The sequence below is a fragment of the Pseudodonghicola flavimaris genome, assembly GCF_030164425.1.
Lineage (GTDB): Bacteria > Pseudomonadota > Alphaproteobacteria > Rhodobacterales > Rhodobacteraceae > Pseudodonghicola > Pseudodonghicola flavimaris.
Genome location: NZ_JASNJD010000018.1, coordinates 1 through 19,806, shown reverse-complemented (window position 1 = coordinate 19,806; position 19,806 = coordinate 1). Strand labels below are relative to the sequence as shown.

The following is a 19,806-nucleotide window of genomic DNA, read 5'->3' as shown; positions in this document are numbered from 1 at the left end:
AGGACCCTATGGCCGAAGCTGCGACAAACGAATTCTGGAAAGACATCCAGCCCATTCCCGACGTCTTCAAACCCGATGCCGGGCGCGACGTGTATATGAGCAAGGTCGCTGACAGCGATGAAAAGTATTTCGTGCCGTTCACCGAGACGGTTTCCTCGCGGCCGCTTTGGATCTCGCCCAGCCAGAACAAATGGTGCGATATCCTGCGCGCCAAGGAAGCGGGGCTGGTGAACCGTCACTACCATCCGCATGAGGTCTTCGCCTACACCATCAGCGGCAAGTGGGGCTATCTGGAGCACGACTGGACCGCCACCGCGGGCGACTTCATCTACGAGTCGCCGGGGGAGGGCCATACCCTTGTGGCCTATGACCACCCTGAGCCGATGCGCGCGTTCTTCATCGTGAAGGGGCCGCTGATCTGGCTCGACCAGAACGGTGAGACCGAAGGGTACATGGACGTCCATGACTACCTGAAAATGTGCCGCGACCACTATGAGGCGGTCGGGATCGGCGCCGATTACGTCGATACGTTGCTGCGCTGATGACACGGGCGGTCTTCTGGCATGCTCGGCGCGACCTCCGGGTGGAGGCGCGCGCGCCGCAGGCGCTGAGGCCGGGCGAGGTCCGGCTGCAGGTGGCCTTGTGCGGCATCTGCGGCAGTGACCTGCACGAGTATGCCATGGGACCGCTCGCGATTCCGACCGAGGCCCCGCATGCGCTGAGCGGCGTCAAGGCGCCGCTGGTGATCGGGCACGAGTTCTGCGGAACTGTGCGCGAGGTCGGTGCCGAGGTTCAGGGGCTCGCCCGCGGTGACCGCGTCGCGGTGGAGCCGGAATATCGCTGCGGGCGTTGCGCCGCCTGCGCGCGGGGTGACTATCATCTCTGCGATCAATGGGGTTTCGCCGGGCTGATGGGGCATGGCGGCATGGCCGAAGAGGCGATCCTGCCAGCCTATATGCTGCACAAGCTGCCCGACGCGGTGACTTTCGAGGATGCCGCGCTGCTGGAACCCGCCGCAGTTGCCCAGCACGCGATCAACCGGGCGGGCAGCGTCAAGGGCGCGCGCTGTGCCGTGATCGGGGCGGGGCCCATCGGGCTGTTGCTGGTCCAGCTTCTGAAGCTGGCTGGGGCGGCCGAGATCACGGCGACGGACTTGTCGGCGCCGCGCCGCGATATGGCGCTGAGCCTTGGGGCCGATCACGCGACCTCGCCCGCTCAGTCGCCGTTGCCCGAGGGAGCCTTCGACCTGGCGTTTGAGGCGGTCGGGGTTCAGGCCGCGCTCGACGAGGCATTGCGCGCCACGCGCAAGGGGGGCTCTGTGATCCTCGCCGGGCTGTTTACCGCGCCCGCCACGCTCGATCTGTTCGATATGGTCAATCGCGAGGTCAGCCTGATCACGACGCTGGGCTATCGCGATGTCTTTCCGGCGCTGATCGAAATGATTGCGGAGGGCCGGTTTCACCCGTCCCGGATCGTCACCCGTACCGTGCCGATGGAGCGTGTCGTGCCTGACGGCTTCGCGCCGCTTCTGTCCAGCCCCGCAGAATTCAAAATCCTTGTGGACCCCGGACTGTCCCTCGAAGGAGACCTTGCATGACCTCTGACCTTTTTGACCTGACGGGCCGCGTGGCCCTGGTGACCGGTGGCGCCTCTGGTATCGGGCTCGGGATCGCGCGGGCGCTGTCCGGCGCCGGGGCCAGCGTCGTGATTGGCGACCTGAGCGGGGAGGCCGCCACCAGGGTCGCAGCCGAGCTGACGGCCGATAGCGGCAACCCGACGCTGGGGCTTGAGGCCGATGTGACTGTCGCGGAGGAGGCCGAGGCGTTGGTCGCGCGCTGCGTGTCGACGTTCGGCGGCCTCGATATCCTGGTGAACAACGCGGGGATCGGCATTCATGTCCGCCCCGAAGAGATGACGATGGAGCAGTGGGACAAGAACGTCTCGGTCAACCTGCGCGCTGTCTTCCATTTGTCGAAAATCGCCTATGCACATCTTTGTGCGGGAGGCGGCAAGATCATCAATATCGGGTCGATGTATTCGATTTTCGGGGCCGGTGAAGTGCCGGCCTATGCCGCCAGCAAGGGCGGCGTGGTGCAGCTGACCAAGAGCCTCGCCATCGCCTGGGCTGAGCAGAACATTCAGGTCAACGCCATCCTGCCCGGCTGGATCAACACCGGTCTCGGCGCGCAGGGGCGTCGGGAGATGGAGGGGCTGAATGAACGTGTGCTGGCGCGCACGCCCGCAAACCGCTGGGGGGAGCCGGAGGACCTTGCTGGCACGGCAATCTTTCTGGCGTCGGGGGCCTCGTCCTATGTCACCGGCGTCAGCATCCCCGTCGATGGCGGGTACAGCGTCACCTAAAGCCGAGCCTTCGCTGTTTGCGGTTCGGAAGATCAACTGAGGAGGAAAACATGACGAATACCCCGCTGACCGGAGGCCGCTTTGATCGCCGCGGCTTCCTGAAAACCGGCGCCGCCGCATTGGCTGCAACGGGTCTTGCCCGCCCGGCCCTGGCCCAAAGCCGCACCATCAAGATCGGCATGGTGATGCCGCAGACCGGCCCACTCGCCTTTTTCTCGGAGCATGTCGAGTTCGTTCTGAACCAGATGCAAAAAGCCACGGGCGGTGTGCTCAACATCGACGGCCGTCAGATCGCCTATGAGATTCTGCTGCGTGACAGCCAGTCGAACCCGAACCGGGCGTCCGAAGTCGCCTCCGAGCTCATCCTCGACCAGGAGGTCGATCTGATCATCGCCGCCGCGACGCCTGAAACCACGGTGCCGGTGTCGGACATGTGCGAGCTGAACGGTATTCCCTGTGTGACCAACGACACCCCGATCGAGCCCTATTTCTTTGCCCGCGGCGGCGACCCGGACGTGGGCTTTGAATGGACCAACCACTATTTCTTCTCCGGCCAGCAATCGGCCGGGACCCTGCTGAAGATGTTCGGTCAGATCGAGTCGAACAAGATGGTCGGCGCGCTGTGGCCGAACGATGGCGACGGCAACGCTTTCGCCGAAGCCTACCCGCCGCTGTTCGACAGCCTCGGTTACGGGCTGTCCGATCCGGGCCGCTTCGACATGCCGCTCAGCTCCTACGCAGCGGCAGTGTCGCAGTTCAAGGCCGATGAGGTCGAGCTGATCTACGGGGTGATCCCGCCGCCGGAATTCACCACCTTCTGGAACGAAGCGGCGCAACAGAAATTCCAGCCCAAGGCCGTTTACGCCGGCAAGACCGTGCAATTCCCGGCCGCGCTGGAGCCGTTTGGCGCGCGCGCCGAGGGGCTGGTCACCGAGGTGTGGTGGGCGCCCGTCTATCCCTACGCCTCCACGATCACCGGTCAGACCGCCAAGGAGCTGGCGGACGAATACGAAGCCGTCTCGGGGCGGCAATGGTCGATGCCGCTGGGCTTCCGCCACTCGATCTTCGAGGTGATCTTCGACGGTCTGAAGCGGGCGCAGGACCTCGACGATCCGGCGTCGATCCAGGAGGCGTTCAACACCACCGACCTGACCACGGTCTGCGGTCCGATCGATTTCCGCACCGGGCCCTTCCCGAACACCTGCACGACCCCGACCGCCGGCGGCCAGTGGGTCAAGGGCGAGAAGTACCCGCTGGACCTGGTGATCTGTGACAACCTCACCGCGCCGGAAGTCGAAATCGAGCGTCAGGTTCAGCCGCTCACCTACTAAGCATTGAACGCGCGCGCGCCGGGGCGGTCCCCTGGCGCGCGTATGCGCGGTTTTGCGCAAACCGCTCAGCGCAGAGGGAGGGTTTCATTGCAACCACTTCTTGAACTCCGGGAAGTCTCGAAGTCCTTTGGCGGGATCGAGGTCTTTACCGATATCAGTCTCGAACTCGCGGCCGGGACGCGACTTGGTGTGCTCGGCCCGAACGGGGCCGGCAAGAGTACGATGTTCAATCTGATTTCCGGTCTGCATCGTCCGAGCGGTGGCAAGATGATCTATCAGGGGCAGGACCTGACGACCATGAAACCCTGGACGGTGTGCCGGGCGGGGATCGGCCGGACCTTCCAGATCCCGCAGCCCTTCGTGGACATGACGGTGCTCGACAATATCATCGTCGGCTGCACCGCGGGTGCGGGCCTGAACCTGCACGAGGCACGCGACCGGGCGACGGAAATCCTCGACCTAACGGGGCTTGGGGATCACGCGGGCAAGCTTGCCAGGGACCTCGGCCTGCTCGATCTGAAACGGCTGGAGCTGGCCAAGGCTGCCGCGATGAAGCCGAAGCTCTTGCTGCTCGACGAGATTGCCGGCGGGCTGACCGAAGCCGAATGCGGCACGCTCCTCGATATCCTGAACCATGTCACCGGCCGGGACACGGCGGTGATCTGGATCGAGCATGTGGTGCACGCGCTGACGCAATTCGTCGATGAAATCGCGGTGCTGGCCGACAAACGCATCATCACGCGCGGCGAGATCGACACGGTGCTCGCCAACGACGAGGTGCGACAGCTCTATTTCGGCGCGGAGGAAGAAGTATGACGACGCTGCTCGAAATTCGCGATCTGCGTCTGCAATACGGTCAGTTCAAGGCGCTGCACGGTCTCGATGTCGAGATCGCCGAGGGCGAGATCGTGGCGGTCATCGGCGCCAACGGTGCCGGCAAGAGCTCTCTGATCAAGGGGATTTGCTGCACCGAAGGTCAGACCAGCGGCAGCGTGAAACTGGACGGGCGGGAGCTCCTGGGGCTCACTCCGCCGCAGATCGCCCGCGCGGGCATCGGGTTGGTGCCGGAGGGGCGGCGGATTTTCCCCTCGCTCAGCGTCGAGGAAAACATCCTGCTGGGCGGGCAGCTCGGTCAGGACCATGGCGGCACCCCGTGGACGCTGGAGCGCATCTATGAGCTGTTTCCCGATCTCACGGCGAAAAGGCACTTGTCGGGCACCATGCTGTCGGGCGGTCAGCAGCAGATGATCGCCATTGGCCGCGCCCTGATGACCAACCCGCGCGTGCTGCTCTGCGACGAGATCAGCCTGGGTCTCGCGCCGACGATCATCAACCGGCTTTACGAGCAACTGATCGCGCTCGCCTCCGAAGGGCTTGCGGTGCTGGTGGTGGAGCAGGCGATGCGCAAGGCGCTGGAAATCTCCGACCGCTACTATTGCATCCTCGAAGGCCGCGTCTCGCTGTCGGGGATCTCGGCGGACGCCGATGAAGACCGCATCGCGCAAGCCTATTTCGGGAGATAGACATGGAACTTGTAAACACGATCTCGCAGGGCGTGTTGCTCGGGGGCTTGTTCGCACTCTATGCGCTGGGTCTGAGCCTGGTCTTTGGCGTCATGCGCATCGTCAACATCGCGCATGGCGACCTGATCGTCGTGCTGGCCTATATCGGCCTGACGGTCACGGAATTCCTTGGGGTCTCGGTGATCGTGGCGGCCCCGCTGATCCTGGTCGTCGCCGGGGGCCTGGGGTGGGTTCTGCAGCGGGGGCTTTTCGAATTCGTCCCCCGGCACGATCCCCTTATCCCACTTCTGGTGGCGTTCGGACTGTCGATCATCCTTCAGAACCTCCTGCTGATGGGCTACGGCGCCGATCCGCAAAAGCTGTCGCTGGGGAGGCTTGAACAGGCCAGCGTCGAAATCCTGCCCAACCTGCATATCGGCGTCTTCTCGTTGATCATCTTCGGGCTGGCCGTCGCGATGATCGGGGGGCTGCAGTTGATGATCTATCGCACCGGGTTCGGCCGCGCATTGCGCGCTGTGTCCGACAACGAAGCCAACGCGGCGATGCTGGGTCTGGATACGCGGGCCATCTTCCGCAAGGCCTTCGTCATCGTGATGCTGACCGTGGCCGTGGCGGCGCTGCTCATGGCGATCCGCGGCAATTTCGATCCGGCGAGCGGGTCCACGCGGCTGTTGACCGCCTTCGAGGCAATCGTGATCGGCGGGCTGGGGTCGATGTGGGGGACGCTCGCGGGCGGCGTCATCATCGGCATCGCCCAGATGGTCGGCGCGCAGATCGATGCGTCCTGGCAGGTGCTTGCGGGCCATCTGGTCTTTCTGGTCCTGCTGTTCCTCCGCCCCAGCGGCCTCTTCCCCAAGAATGACGGGTGATGTGATGAAACGCTCTCCTCTTTTCCTCGCCCTGGCAGCCCTGGCCGTTTCGGTGATCGTGGTCGCGCCGCTGCCGTTCGTCGTCGGCAATGGCACCATGCGCTACATGACCGACCTGTTCATCATGATCGCGGTGGCGCAGCTCTGGAACCTGCTCGCGGGCTTTGGCGGGGTCGTCTCCATCGGGCAGCATGCCTTTATCGGGGCCGGGGCCTATTCGTTTTTCGGCTTCACCACATTGCTGGGGCTGCACCCGTTCACCGCCATGGCGCTGACCGTGCCCTTCGGCGCGCTCCTGTCGCTGCCGGTCTTCACCATCCTCAGTCGCATGCGCGTGGCCTATTTCGCCATCGGCAGCTGGGTGCTGGCCGAGGTGTTCCTGCTGACCGCAGGCAAGTTGCCCGGCTTTGGCGGCGGATCGGGGCTGAGCCTGCGTCCGCAGATCGTCAAGGCCTTCGGTGCGCGCACCGGGGCGCGGATCGAAAACATCTACTGGCTGAGTTTCGCCATTCTGGTGCTGATCGTGCTGATGATCATCCTCGTGATGCATTCGCGCAAAGGCTATGCGCTGCGGGCGATGCGCGACAATGAAAACGCGGCGATGGCGCTGGGGGTCAATCCGAACGCGATCAAGATGATGCTGTTCGTGGTCTCGGGGGGGCTGTTGTCGCTTCTTGGCGCGCTCAACACCTTGCAGAAGCTGCGGGTGAATCCGGCCGGCTCGTTCAGCCTGATCGACTGGACCGTTTTCATCATCTTCATCGTGGTGATCGGGGGCATGGGCCGGATCATCGGCCCGATCATCGGCGCGGTCCTGTTCGTGCTCCTGCGCGAGAACCTCGCCAATTACGGCCCGGTCTACATGATCGTCCTGGGTGCGGCCGCGATCGCGATGATGCTGTACGAACCCGGCGGCCTGGCGGCCCTGCCAGCGCGATGGCGCAAGCGCCGCAGTGCTTGAGGCGGCTATGTCCTGACCGTCCTCTGACCCGGGCGGTCAGGTCATCGGCATGGCGGATGCCAGCGGTTCCCGAACCCCCAGGCCTTTTCCCAGGTGGCGAGCGGCGAGGAGGGGGCCGATGTCGCCGGGCTGCAAGCAACCGCTGGCACGTCCCTATGATGTGCCCCGAGCGTTACTGGCCGTCGATCGAACAATACGCCTCTTCGAGCTTCGTGCGGGTCTTGCGGATATGCGCGCGAAGGAGGTTCTCGGCTTCTTCGCAGTCCTTGCGGCTGATCGCCGAGAGCAGGAGCCCGTGCTCGGCATGAATGATCCACTGTCCCTGTTCGCCGAGAATGCCGGAATAGGTGCGGCGGTAGTGCTGCGTCGTGCTCCAGAAGCGTTCGATCATGCCGAGCAGCATCGGCGCCTTCGCACATGAATACGTCAGCAGGTGAAATTCCCGGTCCAGCCGCAGGAAGGTTTCGGTGTCGGGGGCGGCCTCGCAGTCCTTGTAAAGCTTTTCGAGCTGCGCCAGCGTCTCGGGGGTCATCCTCGGGATGCTTTCGGAGAGCGCCAGCGGTTCGAGCCGCTCGCGGATCTTGTAGATCTCGACGCATTCGGCCATGTCGACCTCCGCGATCCAGGCGCCGTTGTTCGGCACGAAGACGACCAGCCCGTCGCGTTCGAGGATCCTGAGCGCCTCGCGCACCGGAATGCGGCTGGTGCCATAGCGCTCGGCAAGCTGTTCCTGGCGTATCCGTTGCCCTGGTGTAAGCTCTCCGGCGAGGACCGCGGCCCTGATGTCGGAGGCGATCGACATGCTCATCGTCGTCGATGCATCGGTCTTTTGCTTGCGCTCACTCATCCCGGACCTCTCTCGGCTCATTCATCGCGACCCTCCCTCATAATGGCTGTGGCTGCCACAAGAGCCGATCGCTTGAACGCTCATAGGCCTTGCCTGCCGGGAAACTTACCAGTTCGCAAGTCAGGCCCCAAGGTGTTCGGAAATAGATCCAGGTCTGGCCGCCGCTTGGGCCCTGATCACGGACCACGGGGGTTCCCAAAACATCGACGCCATGACGGTAGAGGCTGGCAAGGGCAGCATCGAAATCATCGACATAGAACGCCAGGTGATGGCCGCCAACATCGCTGTTGGCCGGGGGCGTGCGCGCCTGATCCGGAGTGGAATACTGGAAAAGTTCGAGATTGGCGCCGTTGGCGCAACGCATGAAGGCGAGCCGTTCCATCACGGTTCCCGGCGGCACGGCGAGCTGGCGCTCGGCCCAGCTGTCGTCTGAGACGAAGGGACCGAGCTCGTAGATCTTTTCCCACCCGAAAACGGATGAGAAAAAGGCGACCGACTGATCGAGATCCGGGACGGTGAGCCCGATATGCTCGATGCCGCGGCACCCGGGAAGGAAATCGAGCGGCTCGGCCTCCTCCTTCATGCCCGGTGCCCCGCCGCCATCGCCGCCTCACGCCGTTTTTCCCAGGCCTGGCCGGGCAGGGCGGCGACAAGCGCCCGGGTGTAGGGGTCTTTGGGCTGAAGCAGGACGTCATGCGCGGTGCCGCGCTCGACGATCCGCCCGCGAAGCATGACGACCAGATTGTCCGAGATCTGGCAGGCGACCCGAAGGTCGTGGGTGATGAAGATCATCCCCAGATCGTATTCGCGCTGCAGGTCTGCCAGCAGATCCAGCACCTTGGCCTGCACCGACACATCCAGCGCCGAGACGCTTTCGTCGGCGACGAGGACGCGCGGCGACATGGCCAGCGCCCGCGCGATGCCGATCCTCTGCCGCTGACCGCCGGAGAATTCATGCGGGAACCGGTTCAGTGCGCTTTCGTCCAGCCCGACGCGGGAGATCAGGCGGCGGGCATCCTCCATCGCCCTGTCCTGGGGGACGCCGGCGGCCAAGGGGCCCGCGGTGATGCTGCGCGCCACCGTGTGCTGTGGGTTCAGGGAGGAAAAGGGGTCCTGGAAGATCATCTGGATGACGCGCCGCTTCGGTCGGAAGGCACGGACCGACAGATGCGTGACGTCCTCGCCGTCGAGTTCGTATTGCCCGCTGTCCGGCTCTTCCAGCTTGACCAGCAGCTTCGCGATCGTCGATTTCCCCGATCCGGATTCCCCGACGACGGAGAGGGTTTCGCCGGCCCGGAGATCGAAGGAGACATCGTTCACCGCGTGCACCGCTCGGGTCTTGCCGCCGGGCTTGCCATAGATCTTGTTGAGGTTCCTGACGCTGATCAGCGGCGGCGTGCCGATCTGCCGGGCATCCTTTGGCAGCATCATGGGAACCGCGTCGATCAGTTGCCGGGTATAGGCGTGTTTCGGTGCTTCCAGCACCTCCGCCACCGTGCCCTCTTCCAGCATTTCGCCCTGGCGCATCACGATCACCCGGTCGGCGAGTTCGGCCACCACGCCGATGTCATGGGTGATCATCATGATCCCCATGCCCTTTTCGTCGCGGATGCGCTTCATCAGGTCGAGGATCTGGGCCTGGGTGGTGACGTCCAGCGCGGTTGTCGGCTCGTCCGCGATCAGCAGATCGGGTTCGAGCGCAAGGGCGATGGCGATCATCACGCGCTGGCGCTGACCGCCGGACAGGCGGAACGGATAGCTGTGCCGGATGGTCTCGGGCTCGGGCAGGCCGACGAACTCCAGCAGCTGGATCACGCGGGCGCGGACATCGTTGAAATCGCTGCCGGGATGCACCTTCATCACCTCGGCGATCTGGTCACCGATCCGCATCAGCGGGTTCAGAGCCGAGAGCGGCTCCTGAAAGATCATGGCCACCTCGCGCCCGCGCAGGTCGCGCAGGGTCGATCTGGGCTGGCGCAGCAGGTCGCGGTCGTTCAGCCGGATATGATCGGCGCCAAAGCGCAGGCTTTTCGGCAAGAGCCCCATCACCGCGTTGGCGGTCATGGATTTGCCCGACCCGCTTTCGCCGACGACGCAGAGGATTTCGCCCTTTTCGATCTTCAGGTCCATGTCGTGAACGGCAAAGGGCCGGTCGGCGCCATCCGGCAGCCGGACGCTGAGCTTGCCGATGTTGAGGACTTCGGTTGCGTTCTGGGTCATGCCTTGCGCTCCCCATGGGCTTGCGGGTTGAGGGCTTTCTCGAAGCCTTCGCCGATCAGGTTGACGGCGACGACGGTGACGACGATGGCAAGCCCGGGAAAGACGCTCAGCCACCAGGCATCCCGCAGCATCGTGCGCGAGGCGCCGATCATGTATCCCCAGGAGATCATGTTGCGGTCCCCGAGGCCCAGGAAGGACAGCGCGCTTTCGGTCAGGATCGCGGTTGCCACCATGAGCGAGGCCATGACGACGATGGGGGAGACCGCGTTGGGCAGGATATGCCGGAAGATCAGACCGCTTTCGCTTTCGCCCAGAACGATCCCCGCCTTGACGAATTCGCGGGACTTGAGGCTCATCACCTCGCCGCGCACGAGGCGGGCGACAGGCGGCCAGGACACCAGGCTGATCGCCAGCACGATGGTGACCAGAGAGGGTGAGAAGATCGCTACGAAGACCACCGCCATGGCGAATTGCGGCACGGTCTGGAACAGTTCGGTGAAGCGCATGAGGAGGTTGTCCAGCACGCCGCCGTAGAACCCCGCCACGGCGCCGATCGTGACGCCGAGGGTGACCGAGATGATGGTGGAGACAACGCCGACCGTCAGCGAGACCCGCGCGCCATAGGCGATGCCGGCGGCGACGTCGCGCCCCAACATGTCGCTGCCCAGGGGCAGGCCGCTTTGGGAGAACGGTTCCAGCAGAGGCGTGGCCGCGCTCTGCCAGGGCGATACCGGGTAGAAGACATGGGCGAAGACCGCGATCACCAGGATCAGCGCGAGCAGCGCGAGCCCGATGGCGAGAGAGGTGTTTTTCAGGATGTTTTTCATGATCTTCAGTTCCCGGCGGTGTGTTCGATCCGGGGATCGACGATGCGGTAGAGAAGGTCCGTGACGATATTGACCAGAATGACCAGTAGGCCGGTGGTCAGGAACACGCCCAGAATGACGGGGTAGTCGCGCTGGAGGATCGCGTCGAACATGAGCCGGCCGATCCCGGGCCAGGCAAAGACCGTTTCGGTCAGCACGGCGCCGCCGACCAGCTGACCGATATGCACGCTGGCCAGAGAGAAGACCGGCAGGATGGCGTTGCGCAGAACGTGCACGCGCAGGATGCGGCCACCGGGAACGCCCTTGGCGCGGGCGGTCTTGACGAAATCGGCATTGGAGACGTTGATCACCGAGGCCCGAACCAGCCGCGCATAGGTCGCGGCATAGAACAGCCCCAGCGAGAAGGCGGGCAGGACAAGGTGGCGGCCGATATCGAGGAGCCGGTCGAGGGGGGCATCAGGCACCAGCACCGATTGCATCCCGAAGGGGGGGAACCAGCCCAGCCGGACCGAAAACAGCAGCACGAACATCATCGCCAGCCAGAACAGCGGAGTCGCATAGAGCACCAGGGTGACAATCATCAGGCCCCGGTCGAGGAGGGTATTCCGAAACCAGCCGCCCAGCATGCCGAAGACGATGCCGATGATCAGCGCGATCCCAAATGCGGTCATCGTCAGCAGCAGCGTGGCGGGAATGCGTTCGACGATCATGCTGGCGACATCGCGCTGATTGCGAAACGAATAGCCCAGATCGCCGCGCAGCAGATCGCCCGCGTAGATCGCGAACTGGGTCACCAGCGGCTTGTCGAGCCCCATGTCCTGACGGAGCTGTTCGACATAGGTTTCATCGCCGCCGCCGGCCTCGCCGGCGAAGATCATCGCCGGATCGCCGGGCGCCATATGCACCAGCGTGAAATTCATGATGGCAACGCCGAGCAGGACCAGCAGGCCATTGCCCAGCCGGGTCAGGAATATTTTGTAAGTCATGAAGGTGTCTTTCGAGCTGTCGGGAAGCGCGCTTGTGGCGCTTCCCGAGCGACGGTCAGGCGGCCTTCCAGGTCGCTTTCATGGTGTCCATAACGCCGATCGCACTTGTCACGACCTCGTTGGTCGTATCGCGGTAGATCGTCGGTGAGCGCATTTCGAAGATCCAGCCAAGGGCTACGTCGTCCACCAGGCGTTTCTGCGCCTCCGAATAGAGGCGCTGGGTCTCTTCGGTGTCGACGGAGTTGGCGGCCTCGGCGAAGAGCCTGTCCACTTCGGGGTCGGAATAGCCTTCGTTATTTGCCGCAGGCGTGCCCTGAATGATGTTTGAGCTCAGGTAATGCCGCGCCACCCCCAGTGCCGGGTGGGCATATTGGTAGGTGTAGTTCAGGGCCAGATCGAATTCCCATGTCGACAGGGCCTGAGCCCAGCCGGACACGTCCACGCCCCTGATCGACACGTCGAGACCCGCCTGCGTGAGCTGCTGCGCGATATATTCCGCTGTGCGGTCCCATTGCTGGCCATAGGGCAGGGGTGTCAGCGTGACTTTCAGGTCGTCGCCGCTCAGCCCGCTGTCGGCGACGAGGCCGCGCGCCTTTTCGATGTCGAAGGGGTAGGGCGTGACATCGGGTTCGTAGAAGGCGGTGCGAGACGAGACGGGGCCGGTCGCCGGCGAGGCCATACCGAACCAGATGTTGTTCGAAATGAACTCGCGATCGACCGCGTGCATCACCGCCTGGCGGATCTTGAGGTTGTTGAACGGCGGTTTGCGCAGGTTCATCTGAATGAAGGCATGCGGGGCGTAGAATTCCTCGCCCATGGTGGTCATGATCACGTCGTCGGCTTCGGACAGGCGGCGCGCAACGAACCCTTCGACATCGCCCGGCCGCAGAACATCGACGATCTGCTGTTCAAAGGCCGTCTCGCGCGAGGCGGCATCGGGGATCACCAGGAAGGTCACCTGGTCCAGATGTGCCGGCGTTTCGTCCCAGTAATCCTCGTAGCGTTCCAGCTCGATCGACTGGCCGCGGTTCCAGCTGACGAATTTGAACGGCCCGGTGCCGATGGGGGCGTTGTTCGCGGGGTTGGTGCGATAGTCGGTGCCCTCATAGACATGCTTGGCCATGATCGGCAGCGAGCTCAGCTCGAAGGCATAGATGAAGGCCGAGAACGGCTCCTTGAGGGTGAAGACCACGGCGAAATCGCCATCCGCCTCGATGCGCTCCACATAGGTCTCGGCCAGCAGTTTCCAGCGCGGATGCGAACTGCGCATCATGTCGTCGGCGGTAAAGACCACATCCGCCGAGGTAAAGGGGGTGCCGTCGTGCCAGGTCGCGTTCTGCCGCAGCTCGAAGCGATAGGTCAGCCCGTCTTCGGAAATGCTCCAGGATGTCGCGAGCGAGGGCATGGGCGCCAGATCGCTGGAATAGGTCAGCAGGCTTTCGAAGATCTTGCCGCCGACATAGATCGTGGGCGCCTGTAGGTTCAGGCCGAGACCGAGGGTGGCAGGTTCGGGGCGTGCGATCAGAATCAAGCGCCCGCCATCGACCGGTGCCGCCTGTGCCAGGCCGATCCGCGGCAATGTGAGCAGCGCCGTGGCGCCCAACAGCGCCGTGCGGCGCGTGACGGTCAGGGTTTCCTTGCTAAACATGGTCTTCCTCTCTGTTGGTGATTTTTTGATGTCTGCGCGGGTGTCAGGGGTGATGCGCTGGGGGATTTCGAAGCCCGGCGGTCTCGCCGCCGTCGACGGTGAGGACATCGCCGTTCACGAAGGACGATTTCGGGGAGATCAGCCAGAGAACGGCTTCGGCGATGTCCTCCGGGCGGCCAAGGCGGCCACTGGGGATGCGCCCTTCAAGCTGGGCGCGGCGGCCCGGGAGCGACAGGGTGTTCTGCATCATCCGCGTTTCGATCTGTCCGGGGCAGACGGCGTTTATGCGGACCTCGGGCGCGATTTCGAGCGCCAGCGCCTTGGTGAGGCCGATCAGCCCCGCTTTGGACGCGGTATAGAGCGCGATCCCTTCCTCTCCGGTCTTGCCGGCGATGGAGGAGATCATGACAACCGAGCCGTTCGCTGCTTTGAGCGCGGGCAGGCAGAGGGCGGTCAGCAGGCTCGGCACCTTGAGGTTGAGGTCGAAGACCTGATCGCAGAGCTTTTCGGTCGTCTCGATGAAGGCGGTCCGGGCGCTGCGACCGGCATTGTTGACCAGCCCCGCAAGACGGCCGTCGCAGAGTGCCAGCGCACGTTCCGACAGGGCCGTCACTGCGCCGGGCGCGGAAAGATCCGCCTCCAGGAATCGTGCCTGGGGGACCTCGCGGACGAGCGCCGCGCCGGCCTCCGTGTCGCGTCCGGTGAAGATCGGCAGATAGCCTTCCCGGGCGAGCAGGCTGACGCAGGCACGTCCGATGCCATGGGTTCCGCCGGTGATGAGGACGTGCTTGCCTGTCATGTCGCGGCGGCCCCGGTCAGCGGGGTGGAATACTGCGGGTCGCTATGCAGGTCCCAATAGGCTTTGCGCAGCGCCAGCGTGATCGGCCCCGGGCGTCCGGTTCCGACCGGCCGGCCATCGATTTCACGCACCGGCATCACCCCGCCAGCGGTGCTGGTCAGGAAGACCTCATCGGCGTCGTAGAGCTGCTCGGCATTGACCCGGCCCACTTCGACGTCAAGCTGATGGGAGGGCGCCAGCTCGATCACCGTGCGCCGGGTCATGCCCTCGAAAATCCCGGTTGCCGGGGTCGAAAGGGTGCGGCCCTTCAGGCAGAAGACGTTGAACCCCGCGCCTTCGGTCAGCCCGCCATGGATGCTGGGGTGCACCGCCACATCCGCGCCCTGGTCATAGGCCTCGAAGATGCCGCGCGTCAGGTCGAGCCAGTGGAAGTTCTTGATCCGCTGATCGACGGCTTCCGACGGGATGCGCGGGGTCTTCGCCACCACCATCTTCAGCCCGGTTTCCTGCTGCTCCGGGCGCGAGATCCAGACGAAGGGCTGCACGAACAGGCTGAGCTGGTTCTTGCACATGCGCGGGTCGCGGCTGCCTGTGGGCGGCACGCCCCGGGTGCAGGTCATCTGCACATAGGCGTCCTCTAGCCCGCTGTGGCGCGCGGCTTGAAGGATCAGCTCCCGAAGCTCGGCCGGGGATTCGTCGATCTCCATCCGCAGCCCGGCCATCGAGGCGTAGAACCGCGCGATATAATCGTCGAGCCGGAAGAAGTGCCCCTTCCATATATGTGTTACGTCGTAGGTGGCATCGGAGCGCACGAAGCCGCGATCCAGCATCGGGATCTGCGCTTCGGCGAGGGGAATGAAAGCGCCGTTCACATAGGCGCACCCGTGGGCGTCCTGGGGTTCGGGCTGGTGGCTGGCGACGATGGACATGGTGTTCTCCCGTGGAAATTCGGTCAGCTCTGGAAGCCGGTGAGGAAGGCGGAGAGGCAGCGCGGCGCGGCCTCCAGATTGTATCCACCCTCCTGAACCAGCACGGTCGGCAGGCTCAGCGCCGCGAAGCGCTCTCCGATCTGCCTGTAAGCGTCGGTCGTGAGGCGCAGGCCCATGCTCGGGTCATCGACATGCGCATCGAAGCCCATCGAGACGACGAGCGCATCGGGGGCGGTGCGCAGCCCTTCCTGAAGGGCGGTGTCGAGCGCGGCGAGATAGGTGCTGTCCTCGGTATCGCCGGGCAGGGGCACATTGCGGTTGAATCCGGTTCCCGGCCCGGTGCCGCGCTCTTCCGCATGGCCCCAGAAATAAGGGTGGTAATGGGCCGGGTCGCGGTGCAGCGAGACGAAATGCACGTCGTCGCGGTCGTAGAAGACGTCCTGGGTTCCATTGCCGTGATGGACGTCGATATCCACCAGAAGCACCCGCCCGGCCTGTGACAGCAGGGTCTGCGCCGCCACCCCTGCGTTGTTGAGATAGGTCGCGCCACCGCCGCAATCCCGGCCCGCGTGGTGGCCGGAGGGGCGGCACAGCGCATAGGCGGCGCGGTCGCCTTTCAGAACCGCTTTGGCCGCGGTGTCGGCAATCGTCGCCGCTTCGAGCGCGGCGTCGAAGGTGTGTTCGTGGATGGGCGCCAGCTGGTCATGCATGTGCAGACCGACGCGGCCCACAGGGTCCGCGGGATAGCGGTCGCCGCTGCGCATCGTCGGGAAGACGTTCGGGAAGATGCCGTCGGGGGGCGGGCCGTAGGCCGCGACCCAGTCGGCGTAGATCGTGCGCAGGAACGCGACGTAGCGGGCGCTGTGCACGCCTTCCAGGCAGTCCTCTCGCGCCTCCGTGACTTCGATCCGGTGCAATCCGCAGCTTTCGGCTGCGGTGGCCAGCAAGTTCGCGCGCGCCGCGACATCGTTCGAGCGGCGCGGTTGGGAGAGGGAGAATACGGTTGGAAGATGGTGAAGCTCGTGCTTGCACCCGGCAAAATAGCGCATCGGTTCGTCCAGTCTGTGTTTGGGGGAATGGATACGAATTCGTGGCATCCGTCAAGCAAAATGGATACATTTTTTCGGCGCGGCATAGTCTGGGCCGTCGTTTTTCTATCTGTGGCGGTGGTCTTTCTTCGTGGGCGCGCAGGGTCTTCGGGCGAAGGGGGTCTTTAGAAATACATTTATGATCAGTCTATTGAATAAGAGTTGCCGGCGGGTGGAGGGTGTTCTCTTCTATCTGCGGGGATTTTTCACGATGCTTTGAGGTGAGGCGTGCTCGTGCTCAAATACGCAGCTCCCTTCTAAATGGATACATTTTCGGTTGACAGTCCCTGGTAGACCGGTGATGTTCCCGCCCGGAGAGGCGGAGTGACAGAAGCTCTCCTCTGAGACTAGGGTGGCGACCTCCGGCCTTTGATGGCTGTGTCGCGCAAGCTGCCCTCCCACCGGATCGCGGATGGAAGAGAAACCACGGAACAGATGGGCGCCGCGCGTCGGCACAGCGGGCCGGGCCCGCAGATCGCCACAGCATGTTCCGAGTCAAATGAGAGGTGCCGTATGAGGCAAATTCAAAACCGAGACATCGCGCCGCCCTTCGGGCCGTATTGCCACGCGCTGGAGGTTGGCGCCGGCGATTCGCTGCTGGCGTTCTCCGGTCTGGTCGGCTGTGAGCAGGACGGCACGCTCCCTGCGGAGGCGGGCGCGCAGACCTCGCTGATCTTTCAATCGCTGGCGCAGCTGCTGGAAGGCGAGGGGCTTGGGCTGCAGCATGTTGGCAAGCTGAACTTCTTTGTGGCGCGGCGCGAAGATCTCCCGGCGATCCGGGCGGCCCGGGACGCCTGGCTGGGCGATCACCGGCCAGCCATGTCGCTTGTGCTCGTCGCCGGGCTGGGGAGCGAGGAGTGGCTTCTCGAAGTCGATGGCTTCGCCGTTCGCCCGGCGGCATCGGAGGTCGCGGCATGATGGAGGATATCCTGGCGCTCGATGCCATCGGCCAGGCCGAGAAGGTTGCCGCTGGCGACGTCTCGCCGCTGGAGCTGCTGGAGGCGGCGATTGCGCGCTGCGAAGCGTTGAACCCGGTGCTGAACGCGGTCACCGTCCCGCTCTATGATATGGCGCGCGATGCGGTGAAGGCGGGGCATCTGCCCGCCGGTCCGTTCCGTGGTGTGCCCTTCCTGCTGAAGGATTTCTACGCCCACAAGGCGGGCACGCCGACCACGGCGAGCTCCGCTTTGCTCGTCGACGGGGTGATGGATCACGACAGCATCCTGACCGAACGGTTCGAGGCGGCGGGGTTCGTGATCTTCGGCAAGAGCAACGTTCCCGAAATGGTCAGTATCGGCACCACCGAACCTTTGCTCTACGGTCCGTCGCGCAATCCGCTGAATGTGGAGCACACACCCGGCGGGTCGAGCGGTGGCGCCGCGGCGGCGGTGGCCGGCGGCATTGTCGCGGCGGCGCATGCCAATGACGGGGCCGGCTCCACCCGCATCCCCGCCTCCTATTGCGGATTGTTCGGCCTGAAGCCGTCGCGCGCGCGGATCACGCTCGGTCCGGATGTGGGCGAATCCATCGGCGGGATCACCGCCGAACACGTCGTGACCAAAAGCGTTCGCGACAGTGCCGCCATTCTCGATGCGACCCAGGGTGCCGCCCCCGGCGACCCCTATGTCGCCCCGGCGGTCTCCGGCAGCTATCTCGAAGGCCTGGCCATGCCGCTGTCGGGGTTGCGGATCGCGGTCTCGACCGATCCGTTCTTCGACGGATGCATGACCGAGCCCGAGGTCAGTGCCTGGGTGCTGAAGGCGGCGGCGCTCCTCGAATCCATGGGGCACGAGGTGACCGAGACCGCGCCGCCGGTGAACCCCGCTGAGTTTCGCGAGGTGTTCCAACGCTTCTGGCCGATGACCGTGTCGCGGGCGGCCTTCGGCCTGGCTGCGGCGCGCAACTGTCCGGTCGATGACATCGCCGCACAGATGGAACCGATCAACCGCCACATGGTATCGCTCGGAATTGACCTGCCCGCCGTGCAATACGTCACCGATCTGGTCTATTTCCAGGGACTGACGCGGCGCATGGGGCAGTTCCTCGAAGCGGTCGACGTGCTGTTGACGCCGACGGTGATCCACCCGGCGCCAAAGCTCGGCTATTACGATGTCGACCGTATCGGGGCCGAACGCGCCTATGATCGGGTGATGGCTTCTTTCGCCTTCACCTGTCTGGCCAATGTCACCGGTCTTCCGGCGGCCAGCATTCCCTTCGGTGTCACCAAACAGGGGCTGCCCGTCGGCATTCAGATCACCGCGGCGCTCGGGCGGGAAGACCTGCTGTTCCGGCTGGCGGCGTCGATCGAACAACAGATGCAGCAGGAGGCCTGAGCCATGTCCGATACGTCCCTTTCGGTCCCGGGCACGGCGCGTCTTGTCGGCGTCATGGCCGACCCGGTGGCACAGGCCCGCACCCCGCAATTGCTGTCCGAGGCCTTTGCGGAGGCCGCGGTCGAGTCGCTTTGCGTGCCGATGCACGTCGTCGCCGAGAAGCTCGGCGCGGCGCTGGGTGCGGCCCGCACGGTTTCGAATGTCGCCGGTTTTGTCCTCACCATCCCGCATAAGGAGCAGGGCGTCGGGTTCTGCGATGCGGTTTCCGACCGGGTGACCCTCGCGGGCAGCGTCAATGCGATCCGGGTGGAGCCGGACGGCAGCCTGCTGGGCGAGACTTTCGATGGGCGCGGTTTCGTCGGCGGTCTGGAGCAGGCCGGCTACGCCGTCGCGGGCAAGCGGGTGCTGCTGGTGGGCGCGGGCGGCGCGGCGGCGTCGATCGCCGCCGAGCTGCTGAAGGAGGGCATTTCCGAGCTGTTCCTGCTGAACCGTACGCCGACCCGTGCGGAGCATCTGGCCGAGCGGCTTCGCCCGGCCTTCCCGGACTGCCGCATCGGTCTTGCGGGTGAGCCGCCGGCGCCGGTGGACCTGGTGGTGAACGCCACCTCCGTCGGTCTGCGCGATGACGATCCGATGCCGTTGAGCGCGGAGCGTCTGGACGGCGCCGAGATGATCGCCGAGGCGCTGGTGCCGGCGCGGCAGACGGCGCTTGGCCGCGCCGCGCAGGACGCCGGTATCGCCTATCTCGACGGGCGGGCGATGCTTCAGGGGCAGCTGGGGCTGCTGCGGGACTTCTTCTCCGCCTGACGCCCGCCGGTCCGCGTCCATCATTTTCCGTCTTCTTCAGGTCCGGGGCATCGCTCCGGGCCGCCGGCCGCTGCGTGCCGGTCTTTGTAAAGGACAAGAGACATGCCGATTTATGACGATCTGAGACCGCGAACGATGTGGCGGGATATACGGGCCTCGGATGAGGATCGCAGTGCGCTGGACCCGACGGTCGGGCGGACGATGCTGAGCCAGCTGCATCTGATCCGCGCCTTTGAGGAGAAGGTGCTGGAGCTTGCCGGGCAGGGGCTGGTGCATG

General features: G+C 64.7%; 20 protein-coding genes. 11 read left to right on the top strand and 9 right to left on the bottom strand.

The features are described from left to right. Positions 1-8: 8 nt before the first annotated feature. The 8 genes from QO033_RS18935 (at position 9) to QO033_RS18900 (ending at position 7,045) form a co-directional block, all read left to right on the top strand. Complete coding sequence (locus QO033_RS18935) at positions 9-542, top strand: 2,4'-dihydroxyacetophenone dioxygenase family protein (RefSeq protein ID WP_284482534.1); 534 nt, start codon at positions 9-11, stop codon at positions 540-542. Continuing rightward, positions 542-1,597, top strand: coding sequence for a 2,3-butanediol dehydrogenase (locus QO033_RS18930; RefSeq protein ID WP_284482533.1), 1,056 nt, complete (start codon positions 542-544; stop codon positions 1,595-1,597). Before QO033_RS18935 ends, QO033_RS18930 begins: the two co-directional genes overlap by 1 nt. Then, positions 1,594-2,361 carry an SDR family NAD(P)-dependent oxidoreductase gene (locus QO033_RS18925; protein ID WP_284482532.1) on the top strand — a complete coding sequence of 256 codons (768 nt, stop codon included), beginning with the start codon at positions 1,594-1,596 and terminating at the stop codon, positions 2,359-2,361. Before QO033_RS18930 ends, QO033_RS18925 begins: the two co-directional genes overlap by 4 nt. Before the next feature lie 50 nt (positions 2,362-2,411). Then, positions 2,412-3,692 carry an ABC transporter substrate-binding protein gene (locus QO033_RS18920; protein ID WP_284482531.1) on the top strand — a complete coding sequence of 427 codons (1,281 nt, stop codon included), beginning with the start codon at positions 2,412-2,414 and terminating at the stop codon, positions 3,690-3,692. Between the two features lie 87 nt (positions 3,693-3,779). Next, a complete protein-coding gene (locus QO033_RS18915; RefSeq protein ID WP_284482530.1) occupies positions 3,780-4,508 on the top strand; it encodes an ABC transporter ATP-binding protein in 729 nt (242 codons plus the stop codon). Beyond that, positions 4,505-5,215, top strand: coding sequence for an ABC transporter ATP-binding protein (locus QO033_RS18910; RefSeq protein WP_284482529.1), 711 nt, complete (start codon positions 4,505-4,507; stop codon positions 5,213-5,215). Before QO033_RS18915 ends, QO033_RS18910 begins: the two co-directional genes overlap by 4 nt. Before the next feature lie 2 nt (positions 5,216-5,217). Continuing rightward, positions 5,218-6,084 (top strand): branched-chain amino acid ABC transporter permease, encoded by an 867-nt coding sequence (locus tag QO033_RS18905; RefSeq protein ID WP_284482528.1) that lies wholly within the window; start codon positions 5,218-5,220, stop codon positions 6,082-6,084. Positions 6,085-6,088: 4 nt separating this feature from the next. After that, entirely contained in the window at positions 6,089-7,045 is a 957-nt protein-coding gene (locus QO033_RS18900; protein WP_284482527.1) for a branched-chain amino acid ABC transporter permease, read from the top strand. A 172-nt stretch (positions 7,046-7,217) separates the two neighbouring features. On the opposite strand, the gene QO033_RS18895 is transcribed toward QO033_RS18900, so the two are convergent. From QO033_RS18895 to QO033_RS18855, 9 genes are read right to left on the bottom strand one after another with little or no spacing between them, the layout of a single operon-like run. Then, positions 7,218-7,892, bottom strand: a complete 675-nt coding sequence (locus QO033_RS18895) for a GntR family transcriptional regulator (protein ID WP_284482526.1) — start codon at positions 7,890-7,892, stop codon at positions 7,218-7,220. Positions 7,893-7,929: 37 nt separating this feature from the next. Continuing rightward, positions 7,930-8,475, bottom strand: coding sequence for a VOC family protein (locus QO033_RS18890; RefSeq protein ID WP_284482525.1), 546 nt, complete (start codon positions 8,473-8,475; stop codon positions 7,930-7,932). Beyond that, positions 8,472-10,112: a dipeptide ABC transporter ATP-binding protein gene (locus QO033_RS18885; RefSeq protein ID WP_284482524.1), complete on the bottom strand. Its 1,641-nt coding sequence runs from the start codon at positions 10,110-10,112 to the stop codon at positions 8,472-8,474. Before QO033_RS18885 ends, QO033_RS18890 begins: the two co-directional genes overlap by 4 nt. Beyond that, positions 10,109-10,939, bottom strand: coding sequence for an ABC transporter permease (locus tag QO033_RS18880; RefSeq protein WP_284482523.1), 831 nt, complete (start codon positions 10,937-10,939; stop codon positions 10,109-10,111). Before QO033_RS18880 ends, QO033_RS18885 begins: the two co-directional genes overlap by 4 nt. Positions 10,940-10,944: 5 nt before the next feature. Continuing rightward, positions 10,945-11,925 carry an ABC transporter permease gene (locus QO033_RS18875; protein ID WP_284482522.1) on the bottom strand — a complete coding sequence of 327 codons (981 nt, stop codon included), beginning with the start codon at positions 11,923-11,925 and terminating at the stop codon, positions 10,945-10,947. Between the two features lie 55 nt (positions 11,926-11,980). After that, the gene (locus QO033_RS18870; protein WP_284482521.1) at positions 11,981-13,573 is read right to left on the bottom strand and encodes an ABC transporter substrate-binding protein; all 1,593 of its coding nucleotides are present in this window, start codon (positions 13,571-13,573) and stop codon (positions 11,981-11,983) included. A gap of 43 nt (positions 13,574-13,616) precedes the next feature. Next, the gene (locus QO033_RS18865; protein WP_284482520.1) at positions 13,617-14,372 is read right to left on the bottom strand and encodes an SDR family NAD(P)-dependent oxidoreductase; all 756 of its coding nucleotides are present in this window, start codon (positions 14,370-14,372) and stop codon (positions 13,617-13,619) included. Beyond that, positions 14,369-15,301, bottom strand: a complete 933-nt coding sequence (locus tag QO033_RS18860; RefSeq protein WP_284482519.1) for an aminotransferase class IV — start codon at positions 15,299-15,301, stop codon at positions 14,369-14,371. Before QO033_RS18860 ends, QO033_RS18865 begins: the two co-directional genes overlap by 4 nt. Positions 15,302-15,324: 23 nt before the next feature. Then, positions 15,325-16,350, bottom strand: a complete 1,026-nt coding sequence (locus QO033_RS18855) for a histone deacetylase family protein (protein ID WP_284482518.1) — start codon at positions 16,348-16,350, stop codon at positions 15,325-15,327. Positions 16,351-16,902: 552 nt separating this feature from the next. Between QO033_RS18855 and QO033_RS18850 the strand changes: the two genes are divergently transcribed. Genes QO033_RS18850 through QO033_RS18840 form a run of 3 tightly spaced genes read left to right on the top strand, consistent with a single transcriptional unit; the run spans position 16,903 to position 19,529 of the window. Beyond that, complete coding sequence (locus QO033_RS18850) at positions 16,903-17,307, top strand: RidA family protein (RefSeq protein ID WP_284482517.1); 405 nt, start codon at positions 16,903-16,905, stop codon at positions 17,305-17,307. After that, positions 17,304-18,722: an amidase gene (locus QO033_RS18845; RefSeq protein WP_284482516.1), complete on the top strand. Its 1,419-nt coding sequence runs from the start codon at positions 17,304-17,306 to the stop codon at positions 18,720-18,722. The genes QO033_RS18850 and QO033_RS18845 overlap by 4 nt, the downstream gene beginning before the upstream one ends. Positions 18,723-18,725: 3 nt before the next feature. Continuing rightward, positions 18,726-19,529 carry a shikimate dehydrogenase family protein gene (locus QO033_RS18840; protein WP_284482515.1) on the top strand — a complete coding sequence of 268 codons (804 nt, stop codon included), beginning with the start codon at positions 18,726-18,728 and terminating at the stop codon, positions 19,527-19,529. Positions 19,530-19,806 lie beyond the last annotated feature (277 nt).

What these genes read in the sequence shown, in the direction of transcription:
- QO033_RS18905 (WP_284482528.1), top strand. Translation starts at nt 5,218, where the DNA reads ATGGAACTTGTAAACACGATCTCGCAGGGCGTGTTGCTCGGGGGCTTG.
- QO033_RS18850 (WP_284482517.1), top strand. Translation starts at nt 16,903, where the DNA reads ATGAGGCAAATTCAAAACCGAGACATCGCGCCGCCCTTCGGGCCGTAT.
- QO033_RS18865 (WP_284482520.1), bottom strand. Translation starts at nt 14,372, where the DNA reads ATGACAGGCAAGCACGTCCTCATCACCGGCGGAACCCATGGCATCGGA.
- QO033_RS18880 (WP_284482523.1), bottom strand. Translation starts at nt 10,939, where the DNA reads ATGAAAAACATCCTGAAAAACACCTCTCTCGCCATCGGGCTCGCGCTG.
- QO033_RS18870 (WP_284482521.1), bottom strand. Translation starts at nt 13,573, where the DNA reads ATGTTTAGCAAGGAAACCCTGACCGTCACGCGCCGCACGGCGCTGTTG.
- QO033_RS18855 (WP_284482518.1), bottom strand. Translation starts at nt 16,350, where the DNA reads ATGCGCTATTTTGCCGGGTGCAAGCACGAGCTTCACCATCTTCCAACC.
- QO033_RS18900 (WP_284482527.1), top strand. Translation starts at nt 6,089, where the DNA reads ATGAAACGCTCTCCTCTTTTCCTCGCCCTGGCAGCCCTGGCCGTTTCG.
- QO033_RS18895 (WP_284482526.1), bottom strand. Translation starts at nt 7,892, where the DNA reads ATGAGTGAGCGCAAGCAAAAGACCGATGCATCGACGACGATGAGCATG.
- QO033_RS18845 (WP_284482516.1), top strand. Translation starts at nt 17,304, where the DNA reads ATGATGGAGGATATCCTGGCGCTCGATGCCATCGGCCAGGCCGAGAAG.
- QO033_RS18930 (WP_284482533.1), top strand. Translation starts at nt 542, where the DNA reads ATGACACGGGCGGTCTTCTGGCATGCTCGGCGCGACCTCCGGGTGGAG.
- QO033_RS18935 (WP_284482534.1), top strand. Translation starts at nt 9, where the DNA reads ATGGCCGAAGCTGCGACAAACGAATTCTGGAAAGACATCCAGCCCATT.
- QO033_RS18910 (WP_284482529.1), top strand. Translation starts at nt 4,505, where the DNA reads ATGACGACGCTGCTCGAAATTCGCGATCTGCGTCTGCAATACGGTCAG.
- QO033_RS18885 (WP_284482524.1), bottom strand. Translation starts at nt 10,112, where the DNA reads ATGACCCAGAACGCAACCGAAGTCCTCAACATCGGCAAGCTCAGCGTC.
- QO033_RS18840 (WP_284482515.1), top strand. Translation starts at nt 18,726, where the DNA reads ATGTCCGATACGTCCCTTTCGGTCCCGGGCACGGCGCGTCTTGTCGGC.
- QO033_RS18925 (WP_284482532.1), top strand. Translation starts at nt 1,594, where the DNA reads ATGACCTCTGACCTTTTTGACCTGACGGGCCGCGTGGCCCTGGTGACC.
- QO033_RS18860 (WP_284482519.1), bottom strand. Translation starts at nt 15,301, where the DNA reads ATGTCCATCGTCGCCAGCCACCAGCCCGAACCCCAGGACGCCCACGGG.
- QO033_RS18875 (WP_284482522.1), bottom strand. Translation starts at nt 11,925, where the DNA reads ATGACTTACAAAATATTCCTGACCCGGCTGGGCAATGGCCTGCTGGTC.
- QO033_RS18890 (WP_284482525.1), bottom strand. Translation starts at nt 8,475, where the DNA reads ATGAAGGAGGAGGCCGAGCCGCTCGATTTCCTTCCCGGGTGCCGCGGC.
- QO033_RS18920 (WP_284482531.1), top strand. Translation starts at nt 2,412, where the DNA reads ATGACGAATACCCCGCTGACCGGAGGCCGCTTTGATCGCCGCGGCTTC.